The organism is Brevundimonas sp., assembly GCF_016742135.1.
GTDB lineage: Bacteria > Pseudomonadota > Alphaproteobacteria > Caulobacterales > Caulobacteraceae > Brevundimonas.
In genome coordinates, this window is sequence record NZ_JACVCG010000003.1 from 43,792 (window position 1) to 57,413 (window position 13,622).

The 13,622-nt window shown below is 69.0% G+C and carries 16 protein-coding genes; 13 read left to right on the forward strand and 3 right to left on the reverse strand.

Annotated elements, in window-relative coordinates; translation table 11 throughout:
* Positions 1 to 114 precede the first annotated feature (114 nt).
* Genes IBJ06_RS07025 through IBJ06_RS07040 form a run of 4 tightly spaced genes read left to right on the forward strand, consistent with a single transcriptional unit; the run spans position 115 to position 3,004 of the window.
* Positions 115 to 1,026 carry a peptidylprolyl isomerase gene (locus IBJ06_RS07025; protein ID WP_292158652.1) on the forward strand — a complete coding sequence of 304 codons (912 nt, stop codon included), beginning with the start codon at positions 115 to 117 and terminating at the stop codon, positions 1,024 to 1,026.
* Complete coding sequence (gene argJ / locus IBJ06_RS07030; RefSeq protein ID WP_292158653.1) at positions 1,023 to 2,408, forward strand: bifunctional glutamate N-acetyltransferase/amino-acid acetyltransferase ArgJ; 1,386 nt, start codon at positions 1,023 to 1,025, stop codon at positions 2,406 to 2,408. Before IBJ06_RS07025 ends, argJ begins: the two co-directional genes overlap by 4 nt.
* Positions 2,405 to 2,809, forward strand: coding sequence for a (deoxy)nucleoside triphosphate pyrophosphohydrolase (locus tag IBJ06_RS07035; protein ID WP_292158655.1), 405 nt, complete (start codon positions 2,405 to 2,407; stop codon positions 2,807 to 2,809). The genes argJ and IBJ06_RS07035 overlap by 4 nt, the downstream gene beginning before the upstream one ends.
* Positions 2,810 to 2,827: 18 nt before the next feature.
* On the forward strand, positions 2,828 to 3,004 hold the full coding sequence (locus IBJ06_RS07040) for a Flp family type IVb pilin (RefSeq protein ID WP_292158657.1): 177 nt from the start codon (positions 2,828 to 2,830) through the stop codon (positions 3,002 to 3,004).
* Here IBJ06_RS07040 and IBJ06_RS07045 read toward each other — a convergent pair.
* Positions 3,001 to 3,831, reverse strand: a complete 831-nt coding sequence (locus IBJ06_RS07045; protein WP_292158659.1) for a methyltransferase domain-containing protein — start codon at positions 3,829 to 3,831, stop codon at positions 3,001 to 3,003. The genes IBJ06_RS07040 and IBJ06_RS07045 overlap by 4 nt on opposite strands.
* Before the next feature lie 46 nt (positions 3,832 to 3,877).
* Between IBJ06_RS07045 and IBJ06_RS07050 the strand changes: the two genes are divergently transcribed.
* From IBJ06_RS07050 to IBJ06_RS07075, 6 genes are all read left to right on the forward strand, one after another.
* Positions 3,878 to 4,687 carry a ComF family protein gene (locus IBJ06_RS07050; protein ID WP_292158661.1) on the forward strand — a complete coding sequence of 270 codons (810 nt, stop codon included), beginning with the start codon at positions 3,878 to 3,880 and terminating at the stop codon, positions 4,685 to 4,687.
* A 63-nt stretch (positions 4,688 to 4,750) separates the two neighbouring features.
* Positions 4,751 to 5,008, forward strand: coding sequence for a glutaredoxin 3 (gene grxC, locus IBJ06_RS07055; RefSeq protein ID WP_292158663.1), 258 nt, complete (start codon positions 4,751 to 4,753; stop codon positions 5,006 to 5,008).
* 9 nt (positions 5,009 to 5,017) lie between these two features.
* Entirely contained in the window at positions 5,018 to 5,866 is an 849-nt protein-coding gene (locus IBJ06_RS07060; RefSeq protein WP_292158665.1) for a carbon-nitrogen hydrolase family protein, read from the forward strand.
* On the forward strand, positions 5,863 to 6,294 hold the full coding sequence (locus IBJ06_RS07065) for a DUF1178 family protein (RefSeq protein WP_292158667.1): 432 nt from the start codon (positions 5,863 to 5,865) through the stop codon (positions 6,292 to 6,294). Before IBJ06_RS07060 ends, IBJ06_RS07065 begins: the two co-directional genes overlap by 4 nt.
* A gap of 3 nt (positions 6,295 to 6,297) precedes the next feature.
* Positions 6,298 to 7,110 (forward strand): helix-turn-helix domain-containing protein, encoded by an 813-nt coding sequence (locus tag IBJ06_RS07070; protein WP_292158669.1) that lies wholly within the window; start codon positions 6,298 to 6,300, stop codon positions 7,108 to 7,110.
* 29 nt (positions 7,111 to 7,139) lie between these two features.
* Positions 7,140 to 7,616 carry a DUF6265 family protein gene (locus IBJ06_RS07075; protein WP_292158671.1) on the forward strand — a complete coding sequence of 159 codons (477 nt, stop codon included), beginning with the start codon at positions 7,140 to 7,142 and terminating at the stop codon, positions 7,614 to 7,616.
* Here IBJ06_RS07075 and IBJ06_RS07080 read toward each other — a convergent pair.
* Positions 7,613 to 7,825 (reverse strand): hypothetical protein, encoded by a 213-nt coding sequence (locus IBJ06_RS07080; protein ID WP_292158672.1) that lies wholly within the window; start codon positions 7,823 to 7,825, stop codon positions 7,613 to 7,615. The genes IBJ06_RS07075 and IBJ06_RS07080 overlap by 4 nt on opposite strands.
* 97 nt (positions 7,826 to 7,922) lie before the next feature.
* A complete protein-coding gene (gene ubiG / locus IBJ06_RS07085) occupies positions 7,923 to 8,726 on the reverse strand; it encodes a bifunctional 2-polyprenyl-6-hydroxyphenol methylase/3-demethylubiquinol 3-O-methyltransferase UbiG (RefSeq protein ID WP_292158674.1) in 804 nt (267 codons plus the stop codon).
* Between the two features lie 53 nt (positions 8,727 to 8,779).
* Here ubiG and IBJ06_RS07090 point away from each other — a divergent pair, with 53 nt between their 5' ends.
* The 3 genes from IBJ06_RS07090 (at position 8,780) to IBJ06_RS07100 (ending at position 13,603) form a co-directional block, all read left to right on the forward strand.
* Positions 8,780 to 10,039, forward strand: coding sequence for an aspartate kinase (locus IBJ06_RS07090; RefSeq protein ID WP_292158676.1), 1,260 nt, complete (start codon positions 8,780 to 8,782; stop codon positions 10,037 to 10,039).
* 117 nt (positions 10,040 to 10,156) lie between these two features.
* Positions 10,157 to 12,358: a phosphoenolpyruvate--protein phosphotransferase gene (gene ptsP, locus IBJ06_RS07095; RefSeq protein WP_292158678.1), complete on the forward strand. Its 2,202-nt coding sequence runs from the start codon at positions 10,157 to 10,159 to the stop codon at positions 12,356 to 12,358.
* Between the two features lie 246 nt (positions 12,359 to 12,604).
* Positions 12,605 to 13,603, forward strand: a complete 999-nt coding sequence (locus IBJ06_RS07100; protein WP_292158680.1) for a helix-turn-helix domain-containing protein — start codon at positions 12,605 to 12,607, stop codon at positions 13,601 to 13,603.
* The last annotated feature ends 19 nt before the right edge of the window (positions 13,604 to 13,622 follow it).

The window sequence follows — 13,622 nt, forward strand, 5'->3', positions numbered from 1 at the left end:
CAGGCGGGACTTAAGCACCGGCCTTATCCCTGTCAACGCGAGGGGCATTCGGTGGACCTCTCCCGGACCCACCCAAAAGGCCGTATTCCCTTCGCCCGGGCCGAGGAGCGCCGCATGCGACTGTCGTCCAATCCGCTTGTTCTTCTTCTGACCGCCCTCCTGCTGGCGTTTACCCTGTCGGCCTGTACGGGAGATCGCGGCAGCGACCGTCCGCCCGAGCCGGGTGACCAGGCCGTGGCCCGGGTCGCGGGCGAAACCATCTGGGCCTCGGACGTCAAGCGCGAGGCCGTGGCCCAGGGCCTGATCGGCGAGGGCGAACCGCTGGACGTCACGTCCAGCCTGTTCCGTCGCGTCCTGGATGAAGTCATCGACCAGAAACTGCTGGCCCGCGAGGCCGAACGCCGGGGCCTGGACAAGTCCCCACTGGTTCAGCGCCGTCTGGAAGTCACCCGGGACCGCATCCTCGGGGATGTGCTGGTCGAGGCGGTGGTCAACGGCACCATCACCGACCAGGCGGTGGAAGCCCTCTATCAGGAACAGCTGCGGCTGGCCCGATCTTCGGAAGAAGTCCGCATTCGCCTGATCCTGTCGCGCACCCGCCAGGAAGCCGAGACCGTCATGGGCGTGCTGGGCACCGGCGCCGCCTTTGAGGCCGTGGCCGCCGAAAGCTCGATCGATGAGGCGACCCGCTTCTCGGGGGGGGATCTGGGCTATCGCACCCTCGACGTCCTGCCCGAAGCCTTCGCCAACGCCCTGCGCGACAAGCCCGCGGGGTCCACCGTCGGCCCCTTCCAGACCGAAGGCGGCTGGGCCGTCGTCCGGGTCGAGGATCGTAGGCGAGAGACCCCGCCCACCCTCGAACAGGCCCGCCCCCAGATCGTGCGCTATCTGACCTATGAGGGCGTGCGCCAGCTGCTGGAAGGGTTGCGCGGCCGCGCCGATGTGGAAATCCTGCTCGGTGCCGAACCCGAGTCCACCCTCGAGGAGCCGGCTTCGGCTCCGCCGTCTGCTGGAACCCCCGAATGAAGCCGCCCAAGGGAAAGATCGAGGGTCGCACCTCGCTGGAAAAGGCCCTTGATCCGCTCACGGCGGCCCTCAAGCGCGGCGCGAAGCCGGCACCCCCGACCGACGCCTCCGCCTCGCCCGGTAAGCCGGGGCTGGACATCTCGCCGCTGGCTGTGCCCTTCCCGGCCTTCGGCACCGTCGGAGGGGTCGAAATCGCCACCGCGCGGGCCGGATTCTACAAGCATCAGCGGGACGATCTGGTCGTGTTCCGCTTTGCCCGGGGCACCAGCTGCGCGGGCGTCTTCACCCGGCACAGGATCGGATCGGCTCCGGTCGACTGGTGCCGTCGCCATCTGGACGCCGACGACGGGGGCAAGGACGTTCGCGCCCTGGTCGTCAACGCCGGCTGTGCCAATGCCTTCACCGGCAAGCCCGGCGCGGATGCCGCCCGGCGCACGGCCTCCGAGGTCGCCAAACGCTTCGGCTGTCGCCAGCGTGACGTCATGCTGGCCTCGACCGGGGTGATCGGCGTCACCCTGGACGACCGCAAGATCGCCACCCGCCTCGGCGAGGTCGAAGCCCGTCTCGACTCCGCTATGCCCGCGTCAGAGCAGTGGACGGCCGCCGCGCGCGGCATCATGACCACCGATACCTTTCCCAAGGGGGCGTACGCCGAAACGACGATTGACGGCTACACGGTAAGGATCGCCGGGATCGCCAAGGGCTCGGGCATGATCGCGCCCGACATGGCGACCATGCTGGCCTTCATCGTCACCGACGCCGACATCCATCCCGGCGTGCTGCGGGCCATGCTTGGCCTGCATGTGCGGACCACCTTCAACTCGGTGACGGTCGACGGCGACACCTCGACCAACGACACCTGCCTGCTGTTCGCGACCGGGGCCTCGGGCGCGCCGCGCATCGGCCGCGTGGGCGACCGGCGGCTCAAGGACTTCTCGCGCGCCCTCGACGCCGTGATGCTCGACCTCGCTCACCAGCTGGTCCGCGACGGCGAGGGGGCGACCAAATTCGTCAAGGTCACCGTGGACGGTGCCGCCAGCCCGGCCTCGGCGCGCAAACTGGCCAAGTCGATCGCCGACAGCCCCCTGGTCAAGACGGCGCTTGCCGGTGAGGACGCCAACTGGGGCCGGATCGTCATGGCCGTGGGCAAGACCGAGGAGCCCGTGGACCGCGACCGCCTGGCCGTCCGCTTTGGCCCCCATGTCGCCGCGATCGATGGTGCGCCGTCCCCCTCCTACGACGAGGCGAAAATGAGCGCCTATATGAAGAATGCCGAGATCGACATCACTGTCGACGTCGGCGCAGGCCGCGCCTCCGCCACCGTCTGGACCTGCGACCTGACCAAACGCTACATCGAGATCAACGGCGACTATCGCTCGTGACGATCCCCACCGTCCTTGTCGTCGCCGTGGCCCTGATCGATTCCGACGGGCGGGTGCTGATCGCCCAGCGGCCCGAGGGCAAGCAGATGGCCGGCCTGTGGGAGTTCCCCGGCGGCAAGGTCGAGCCGGGCGAGCGGCCGGAAGCCGCCCTGATCCGAGAACTGCGCGAGGAACTGGGGATCGAGACGAAAGAGGCCTGTCTGGCCCCCTTCGTCTTCGCCAGCCACGCTTACGAAAGCTTTCACCTGTTGATGCCACTGTATCTGTGCCGTCGCTGGGAGGGCACGGTCGTGGCGCATGAACATGCCGCGCTCAAATGGGTCCGGCCGAACCAGCTTTCAGACTGGCCCATGCCGCCCGCCGATGAACCCCTGGTCGCCTGGCTCCGCGACCTGCTCTAGCCACCGAGGGAGGGGGCGATGTTGTTTCTTCGCCGCGTCCTCAGGGACGAAGCCGGTGCCACCTCGCTGGAGTACGGCCTGATCATCTCCTTGATCTTTCTGGTGATCCTGTCGGCGCTGACGGCCTTCGGCGGGACCGGGTCGGGCATCTTCAACACCGCCATGACCACGCTGAAGACCGCGATCGGCGGTTAGACCTTTCGCGGCGCGACCCGAAAGCCGGTCGCGACCGAGCCGGGCTTCAGCGGTTTCGGCTGATCCGGAGAGGGTGCCCATCCCGTCAGGAACAGGGTCTCGAACGTCGCCTGCACCCTGGGACGCGCGTCATCGCCCGTCACGGAATGTCGTTGATCATAGAGGCCCGCCGCCCGGGCCACTGTTCGGCGCGACAGGCGCGGTTTCGGCCCCTCGGGCGGGCCCCCCTCGCCCATGGCGCGCAAGTCACGCACCAGCGCCATCATATCCGGGTAGCGCACCGCCACCGTATCGCCGTCCACCACCGGCAGGGCGAAACCGGCCCTCTGCATCAGCCCCGCCGCATCATAGGCATCGGCAAAGGGCGAGACCCGGGGCGCCGCACCCCCCGTCTCATCCAGCTCGGCCCGGGTCAGAACATCGCGCAGCTCAGCCAGGGTTCCGGCCCCGAACATGGCCCCCAGAAACAGGCCATCCGGCTTCAGCGCGCGCCGGATCTGCGCCAGCGCCCCCGGCAGGTCATTGGCCCAGTGCAGGCCCAGCACCGAGGCGATCAGATCGACCGATCCGTCCTCAAGCCCCAACGGCCCCTCGCCCGGCACGACCCGCTCGGCCGATGCCACGGGCACGGTCACCGACCCGATCCGGGCAGCCGCGTCATGCGCCGCCAGCACATCGGCAAAAATCCCCGTGCGCGGCGACAGGTCGACCACCACCGGAAACGCGCGCGGAATGGCATCCAGACTGTCCGCCAAGCCCTCGGCCGCGCGCCGGTGCAGGAAGTCGACCGGCGGTGCCGCTCGCTCAGCCCGTTGCACACGCGTCATCCTGCGGGCAGGGTCGAACAGTCGAGGCGGAGCGGACGTGGGGGTCATGCGAAACGATATGGGGGCGGAGGGCGACTTCTGGAAAGCCGGTCCCGGCGCGCGTGTCCAGTCCTTCGCGCGGATCGTGGGGCGTGGTCTGGCCGATCTGATCCTGCCGCCGCCGGAAAGCCCCGGTCCGGCCGGCCGCATCGGCGCGTCCCTGACGCCCCTCGAATGGTCGCGGATCACCTTTCTCGAGGACCCCGTCTGCGACGGCTGCGGCGCGCCCTTTACCGTCGACTCCGGCGATTTCGCCGAGGGCCGCTGCGCCCCGTGCACCGCCCATCCGCTCGCCTTCGACCGGACCCGCGCGGCCTGTCTGTATGACGACGGGTCGCGCCCGCTGATCCTGCGGTTCAAGCATGCGGACGACCAGCCGCTGGCGCCGCTGTTCGCCCGCTGGCTGTCGCGGTCGGCCCGCCCTCTGCTGGATCAAGCGGATGCCGTGGTGCCCGTGCCGCTCCACCCCTCGCGCCTGCTGGCCCGCCGCTTCAATCAGGCCGCCGAGATCGCCCGGCCGCTCGCCCGCAGCGAACGTCTCGACTATCTGCCCGACAGTCTGGTGCGCCGGGCCGCCACGGCCTCCCAGGGCGGGCTGGGCGCGCGGGGCCGCAAACTGAATGTGAAGGGGGTCTTCTCCGTGCCCGACGAGCGCCGGGGCCGCCTGCGCGGGCGGCGTATCCTGCTGGTCGATGATGTGCTGACCACCGGGGCCACGGCCGAGGCCTGCGCCCGGGCCCTGCTGGATGCGGGAGTGCGCGCCGTGGACCTCGCCGTCGTCGCTCGCGTGCAGACCGCCCGCACAATGCCTAGATAGGGGAACAATCCGTCCATCCGCGGGCTGAATCCCCGTCTGAAATTTCCAAGGAGTATCCGCCCCGTGGCCAATGTCGTTATCTATACCAAGCCGGGCTGCCCCTACTGCATCTCGGCCATGATGCTGCTGAAGAAGAAGGGCGTGGACTATCAGGAGATCGTCGCCTCCAACGACCCGCAGCTCAAGGCCGAGATGATGTCGAAATCCGGCGGCCGCGCCACCTTCCCGCAGATCTTCATCGGCGACCGCCACATCGGCGGTTCGGACGACCTGCATGCCCTGGACGCCCGGGGCGGACTGGACCCCTTGCTGGAAGCCTGACACCCCGCCATGGCCGAGCCGCTCGACATCGCCCTGATCCAGACCCGCACGCCGGCGACCAGCCAGGCCGGTCTGGACCATGTCGCGCCCCTGATCCGTCAGGCGGCGGCCGGCGGGGCGCAACTGGTGCTGACGCCCGAGGCGACCAACCGTGTCGAGCGCCGCAGCGAGGGGCGGGCCTCCCTGGCTCATGAAGGCGAAGATGTCGCTGTCGCGGGCCTGTGCGCCCTCGCCCGTGAGCTGGGCATCTGGCTGCAGGTCGGGTCGGTCATGGTCCGTGCGGAGGACGATGAAGCCGGTCGCGCCGCCAACCGGGCCCTGCTGATCGACCCCGAGGGCCGCATCACCGCCCGCTATGACAAGCTGCACGTCTTTGACGTTGACCTCGACACGGGCGAGAGCTGGCGCGAAAGCAAGGCCGTGCGTGCCGGCGGCCGGGCCGTGGTGGCCGACACCCCCTGGGGCGGGCTGGGCCTTTCCATCTGCTATGATGTGCGCTTTCCCCAGCTTTACCGCGACCTGGCCGGGGCCCGCTCCGATGTGCGCATGATCACTGTCCCCGCCGCCTTCACCGTGCCGACCGGGGAGGCCCACTGGGAGATCCTGCTGCGCGCCCGCGCCATCGAGACCGGCGCCTTTGTGCTGGCCGCGGCGCAAGGTGGCACCCACGAGGACGGTCGTGCGACCTGGGGCCGGTCCACCGTGGTCGATCCCTGGGGCAAGGTCATCGCTGCCCTCGACCACGACCAGCCCGGCGTGCTGCACGCCCGGCTTGACCTCGACGCCGTCGATCGGGCAAGGCGCGCCATTCCGTCCCTGACCCACGACCGGCCCTTCCGCTCCGCATCCGACGCATGATCCGCTACGCCCTGACCTGTGCGGCCGACCATCCGTTCGAGGCCTGGTTCTCGAGTTCCTCGGACTATGACGATCAGGCCGCCCGGGGGCTGGTCGAATGCCCCTTCTGCGGCTCGCGTGAGGTGGCGAAGCAGATCATGGCCCCGGCCGTGACCGGCACCCGGGGCCCGGCCCTGTCAGCGGACCCGGCCCGTCTCCAGAGCCTGATGATGCAGGCCGCGCGCGAGGTCCGGGCCCATGTCGAGGCCAATTTCGACTATGTCGGCGACACCTTCGCCCGCGAAGCTCGCGCCATCCACGAGGGCCGATCCGAACGGCGCGAGATCTATGGTGAGGCGACCGCCGAAGAGGTCCGGGCGCTGAAGGAGGACGGCATCCCCTGCGCGCCCCTGCCGGCCCCACCGCCGGATCCGTCAAAGGCGCACTAGGCCATGGACGGGGGAGAGCGCTATCAGGAGTTCGACCCGCCCAAGGCGCTCCGCCCCTGGGTGCGCAAGGTCTGGACCTATGCCTGCCCGAGCCCCAGCCGTACCATCCAGCGGATTGCGCCCGACGGCTGTCCCGAACTGATCCTCGATCTCGGCGACCCTTACGAAGAAGCCGACGCCGACGGCGTCTTCCACCTTCAGCCGCCCGCGCTGTTTGCGGGCCAGATGACCCGCCCCATCGCCATCCGACCGGTCGGACCGGTCGAGCTCGTCGCCCTGCGCTTCCACCCGGACGGCGCGCGCGACTGGCTGGGCCGCTCCCTGCGCACCGCCACCGACCAGCGGCTGAACATGACCGACCGGCTGAGGGACCTCTCCCCGCCCGCCGGTGATCCGGAGGCGCAGGCCCGGCAGATGATCGACTGGATGGCCGGCCAGCGCCGGGATGACTGGTCCATAGACCCGCTGGTCCGAACCGAGGTCGAGGCCATTCACGCGGATCAGCCGTCGCCGCCCCGCGACGCCTCAGCGCGCCGCGCGCTCCAGCGCCGGTTCCTCGACCGGGTGGGCATCGCCCCGCGCACCCTGCGGTCGGTCATCCGCTTCCGGCGTGTCTTCGATCATGCCATGGCCGAGGAGGCCGAAGGCTGGCTCTCGGCGGGGCTGGACGCCGGCTATTTCGACCAGCCCCAGCTGGCGCGCGAGTTCCGTCGCTTTCTCGGCTGCACCGCAACCGAATGGGCGCGCGAACAGGTCGAGCTGGCCCGGGCCATCGCGTCGCAATCCTACAAGCCGGGCGGACCTGAGCCGGGCTAGAACCTGGACATCGAAACCGGAGATCGCCGATGTCCCTGCTGCCCGCTCTCGCCGCCGCCCTGCTCACGACCACGACGCCGGCACAGGACCCCGTCACCGGCCTCGGCTGGATGAGCGGCTACTGGCTCGACTGTTCGGACGGGCGTGAGGCCTCCGAGACCTGGACCGATCCGCGCCAGGGCCTGATGGCCGGCCATGCGGTCACGGTCTCGTCGCAGGGGCGGGTGGGGTTTGAGCTGGCGTTCATCGCCACCCTGCCGGATGGCGGGGCGGCCTATGTCGTCAAGCCCTCGGGTCAGGACGAGGTGCGGTTCACCCTGACCGAACAGGGGGAGGACTTCGTCGTCTTCTCGAATCCGGACAACGACTTTCCCACCCACATTCGCTACGAACGCGACGGCGACGGGCTGAAAGCTCGCATCGAAGGCGAGATTGCGGGCACGCTGCGGAGTGTGGAATGGCGGTTCGACGCTGCCCCGCTCAACGCCCGTTGTGCGCAATCCTAGTCGCGGATCCAGCCGTGTTCGGCCATGCAGGTCTGGAAGGCCCGGCTGCGGACGTCAGCGGTCTGGCGGCACTGGTCGCGCGCCTCATTGAAGGGCGTGGCGGCCCGGGCGCGCCATCCGTCCTCGTGGGTCGCGTCAATAATGGTGACACAGGCCGAGGTGGCGAGGCCGGCGGCGATCAGGCTGGCGGTCAGGAACAGGCGTTTCATGAGGGTATCTCCGGTGAAGCTTGAGCTTCACCTGTACCCGCCAGTTCCGATGCACTCCCGTTACAAGTCTGAAATCTGGATGAAATCTCTGTAAGACTCAGTCGCGGTCGGCGATCATCATATAGTTGATGCCGACGTCATCGCTTTCCGAAAACCGGCCCGACAGGGGGTCGAAGGTCACGCCGAACGGCCCCCGTACCGTCACGCCCGGCGCGGCCTCCAGCCAGGCCTTCAGCGTCGCGGGCCTGATGAACTGACCCCAGTCATGCGTCCCCGGCGGCACCCAGCGCAGGATGTATTCCGCCGCCACCTTGCCCAGCGCCAGGGACTTCAGCGTCTTGTTGAGCGTCGCGACGATCATCATGCCACCCGGCGCGATCATGGCGGCGGTGTCGCGCAGATAGGCCGCCGGATCGGCGACGTGTTCGACCACTTCCATGTTCAGGACCAGGTCGAACGGCGGTTCGCCCGCCGCCATCAGGCCTTCGGCCGTGCCATGGCGAAAGTCGATCTCCAGACCCTGTGCGTCGGCGTGCATGCGCGCCGTGCCGATGTTCTGGTCCGAAGCATCGACGGCCGTCACCTGAAAGCCCAGCCGCGCCATGGGTTCGGACAACAGGCCGCCGCCGCAGCCAATGTCCAGCAGCTGCAATCCCTCGAACGGCCGCCGTGCGCTGCCATCGCGCCCGAACCGCGCCAGCGCCTCGCGCCGGATAAAGCCCAGGCGTACGGGATTGAACCGGTGCAGCGGCGCGAACGGTCCCTTCGGGTCCCACCATTCCTCGGCCAGCGCCGAAAAGCGCGCCACATCGGCGGGGTCGACGCTGTAGGCCGGACCCGGGGCTTGCCCCGGATCGGTTTTCGGTTTGCGCGGCCCGGCCGTGTCGTTAGAAGCGCCCATGGGCATGGCATGAACGCCCCCGACATCACTTTCAAGAGAGGATCCCGGTCAGAATGACGCGCCTGGTGCTGAAGTTCGGCGGGACCTCCATGGGCGATCTTGACCGGATCCGGCGCGCGGCGCGGATCGTGGCGGCCGAATACGCGGCCGGACGGCGCGTGGCCGTGGTGGTCTCCGCCATGGCGGGCAAGACCAATGAGCTGGTCGCCTGGACCGATGGTGCCGGGCGCCCGGCCCAGGGCATCGACCCCTCCGATGACGAATATGACACCGTCGTCGCCTCGGGCGAGCAGGTCACGGCCGGCCTGCTGGCCCTGACCCTCCGCAACATGGGTCTCAGGGCCCGGAGCTGGATGGGCTGGCAGATTCCCATCCTGACCGACGACCAGCACGGCAAGGCGCGCATCATCGACATTCCGGGCGAGACCCTCGGCACGGCCGTCGACGGGGGCGAGATCGCCGTGGTGCCGGGTTTTCAGGGCGTGACCGCCGGCGGCCGCATCACCACCCTCGGTCGGGGCGGCTCCGATACCTCGGCGGTCGCGGTGGCGGCGGCCCTGGAGTGCCCCTGCGACATCTACACCGATGTGGACGGCGTCTATACGACCGACCCCCGCATCGAGAGCCGCGCCCGTCGGCTGGAGCGGATCTCCTATGAGGAAATGCTGGAAATGGCCTCGCTGGGGGCCAAGGTGCTCCAGACCCGCTCGGTCGAACTGGCCATGGCGAAAAAGGTACCCGTCCGGGTGCTGTCCAGCTTTATTGAACCCGATGATCACGGCGTGCTTCCCGAAAAGGGCGGCACCCTGATCTGCGACGAGGAAGAGATCGTGGAAAAACGTATCGTGTCCGGCGTCACCATGAGCCGTGACGAGGCCCGCATCACCCTGCTCGGACTGGGCGACCGCACCGACGCCCCGGCCGATGTCTTCACCCGGCTGGCCGAGGCGGGCGTCAACGTCGACATGATCGTCCAGAGCCAGTCACGCACCGAGGGCGCGGTGAACCTTACCTTCACCACCGGACGCCGCGACGCGACCCGGGCCGCCGAGCTGATGCGTGCCGCCCAGACCGACATCGGGTTTCAGGAAATCCGTCTCGACGAGGATGTGGCCAAGGTCTCGGTCGTCGGCGTCGGCATGCGCAGTCACGCCGGTGTCGCCCAGACCATGTTCCGCGCCCTGGCCGATAAAGGCATCAAATTTCAGGCCATCTCGACGTCGGAAATCAAGATCAGCGTCCTGATTGATGCCGCCTATGCCGAGCTGGCCGTGCGCGCGCTCCATTCCGCCTACGGCCTCGAGGCCGTATAAGCATGGGAATATCGCCCGGGCCCCCTATCTATCGGGTCTGACGGAGGGGCCATGCCAGCTGCAAGCGGATTGACGACACGAGGGCCAAGGAACCTCCTGCGCCAGATCCGTGAGGCCATGGCCGGGGGCGGTCCGGCCCAGGAACGGCTGGATCTGGTCGTCCGCATCATCGCCCAGACCATGGTGGCCGAGGTCTGTTCGATCTATCTCCGGCGCGCCTCGGGCGAACTGGAGCTGTTCGCCACCCAGGGCCTGAACCGCGAGGCCGTGCACAACACCCGCCTCAGTCCCGGCGAGGGTCTGGTGGGCGAGGTCGCACGCGTGGCCGAGCCGATCAGCCTGTCGAACGCCCCCGCCCACCCCAGCTTCTCCTACCGGCCGGAGACGGGCGAAGACCCCTATCATGCGTTTCTCGGCGCGCCCCTGCTGCGGGGCGGACGCGCCATCGGCGTTCTGGTCGTCCAGAATCAGTCCGAGCGTCGCTACGACGAGGACGAGATCGAGGACATCCAGACCATTGCCATGGTGCTGGCCGAAACGGTCGCGTCCGGCGAGCTCATGGGCCTGGACGAACTGCGCGACGTCGAGGTGGCGCCGCACCGGCCCGAACGTTTCAAGGGCCAGAAATTCTCGGACGGCCTCGCCTATGGCCATGTCGTCCTGCACGAGCCGCCCCTGCCACCCGAAAAACTGCTGGCCGATGACACGGCGGTGGAGGAAGAACGGCTGCGGGTCGGTCTGGAAGCGCTCAAGGCCAATATCGACGCCATGCTGGACGGCAGCCAGGGCCTGTCCGGCCCCTCGTTCGAGGTGCTGGAAACCTACCGCATGTTCGCCGTCGACCGGGGCTGGAACCGCTCGCTGGAAGAGGCCGTCCGTTCGGGCCTGACCGCCGAGGCGGCCGTCGACCGGGTCCGCAACGAGCACCGCGCCCGCTTCGCCAAGGCCCGCGACCCCTATATCCGCGAGCGGCTGCACGACCTTGAGGATCTGGCCAACCGCCTGCTGCGGGTCCTGGCCGGCGACCGCCCGGGCGAGCGCGACCTGCCCGAGGACACCATTCTGGTCGCCCGCAACCTCGGTCCCGCCGACCTGCTGGAATATCCGCGGGAACGGCTGAAGGGCCTGCTGCTGGAAGAAGGCTCGGCGGCCAGCCACGCCGCCATCGTCGCCCGGGCCCTGCAGATTCCCTGCGTGGGGCGGATGGCCGGCCTGCGCGACCGCCTGAGCGAGGGCGATCTGGTCATCGCCGATGGTGAGACGGGCGAGGCCTATCTGCGTCCCCGCCCCGATGTGCTGGAGGCCGTCCAGGCCCGCCTCGACCTGCGCAGCAAGCGCCAGGCCGAATTCGCCCGGCTGCGTGACACCCCGGCCATCACCCTGGATGGCAAGCGCATCCAGCTGCTGACCAATGCGGGCCTCGCCGTCGACCTCGACAATCTGGACCAGACCGGCGCCGAGGGCATCGGGCTGTTCCGCACCGAATTCCAGTTCATGGTGTCCGAGGAACTGCCCCGGCTGGACGCCCAGACCAATCTCTATCGCAAGGTCCTGGACACCGCCGGAGACCGCCCTGTCGTCTTTCGCACCCTCGACATCGGCGGCGACAAGGTCCTGCCCTATCTCGAAGCCGAACGGGAGGAGAACCCCGCCCTCGGCCGTCGCGCCATCCGCCTGGGCCTCGACCGGCCCGGCCTGCTGCGCCTTCAGATCCGCGCCCTTTTGTCCGCCGCCGAGGGCCGCGAGCTGCGCGTCATGTTCCCCATGATCGCGACCGTCGACGAATTCCGGGCCGCGCGCGAACTGGTCGACGTCGAATGCGCCTGGGCCCGCAGGCGGGGCCGCAGCCTGCCCAGTCTGCTGCGGGTGGGTGCCATGATCGAATGCCCCTCCCTGCTCTGGCATCTGGATGCGCTTTTGCCCCTGACCGACTTCGTGTCGGTCGGCACCAATGACCTGCTGCAGTATATGTTCGCCGCCGACCGCACCAATCCGCTGGTCTCGGACCGCTATGATCCCCTGTCGCCGCCTGCGCTCAGGGCCCTGGCCGAAATCCAGCGGAAATGCGCCGAGACCGGAACGCCCGTGTCCGTGTGCGGAGAACTGGCCGGGCGCCCGCTCGAGGCCTTCGCCCTGCTGACCCTGGGCTTCACCCGCCTGTCCGCGCCGGCCGCCGGCGTCGGTCCGGTCAAGCGGATGTGCCTGTCGACTGACCTCGGTCAGGCCCAGCGCGCCATGACCAGCCTGCTCGGCCTGTCGGCGGGCTCGATCCGCAACGAGATCGAGTCGCTGGCCCGGAAGTTGAACGTCGTGCTCTGAAGCGTCCCGTCCTGAAACGGACCGGATGCTTAACGGGACGTTGATCGGGGGGCCACGATGGGTTATCCACAAGAGGATCGCAAAAGTCCTCCGGGGGGAGGCGGTAACCGTCACCCGGGTTTGCTAGGCGCTGCGTCGTGGTTGAGTGCGGCATCTCCGATGCCGGGAGTTGGGTCGGGCCTCATGGCACTGGATACGGGGAATATCCCCGACGCGTTTCGGGCACACCCCGAGTGGAGGGACCCTGTGCCCCCCATCACGGACGCTCCGACTCTGGGGGACGGGCTCCGCGCCGCGCGCAAGGCGTCGGGTCGCTCGCTCGAGGACATGTCGGCTATCACCCGCGTCCATGTCCGCTATCTGCGGGCCCTGGAGCAAAACGACACCTCCATCCTGCCGTCGCGGGTCTTCTCGATCGGCTATGTGCGGGCCTATGCCGGTGCCCTGGGGGTCGACGAGCAGCTGGCGGTCGAGCGGTTCAAGCGTGACGTGCCCGACCCTTCCGTCCCTCTCCAGGCCCCCGTCGGCATCGCCTTCGAGGAAGTCCGCCGCTATTCGCCGCGCATCATCGGCGTGCTGGCCATCATCGGCCTGTCCGTGCTCGGATGGAACGTTTTCCAGCGCGTCAGCCTGATGTCGCCGGCCCAGCCGTCCGATCTGGTCGCCGTGCCGGAAAGCTGGTCGGTCGGCTCGGCCCCCGGAACGGTCGCCCTTGAGGTGGCCCGCCCCGCCCCGCCCGACCAGACCGTACCCGCCCTCTATGTCACCCGCGGGCTCGAGACCGAGCTGACCGGCCTGACCGTGGCAGACACCGAAGCGGCCGCCGCCGCCGACACCGCCCCGGTGCAAAAGGCCTTCAATCCTCGCGGAGCCGTGTATGGCGCCGCCGCCACCGCCTCCCAGGTCGTCCTTCAGGCGCGCAAGCCCACCATCCTCGTGGTCCGCATGGCCGATGGCCGGGTGCTGTTCGCCCGTCAGCTGGCCGCCGGAGAAGCCTGGCGCGCGCCGATCGGGGTCCAGGCAGTCATCGACGTCGCCGATCCGTCGGCCTTCGACGTCTATCTGAACGGCGAGCATGGAGGCCGCCTGGAACAGGCGCTGACCCCCCTGTCGCAGCTCAATCGCCGGGCTGAGGCCCTCGCGCGCCAAGCCAGTGAGGAAATCGCCCGTCGCACCCAGGCCGCGGTCCGCTCGGCCCAGGAAAGCGGCCGGGGGCTTGACCCGGGGCTCGCCCCGGTGGGCTGACGGCGACATCGTGCGTCGT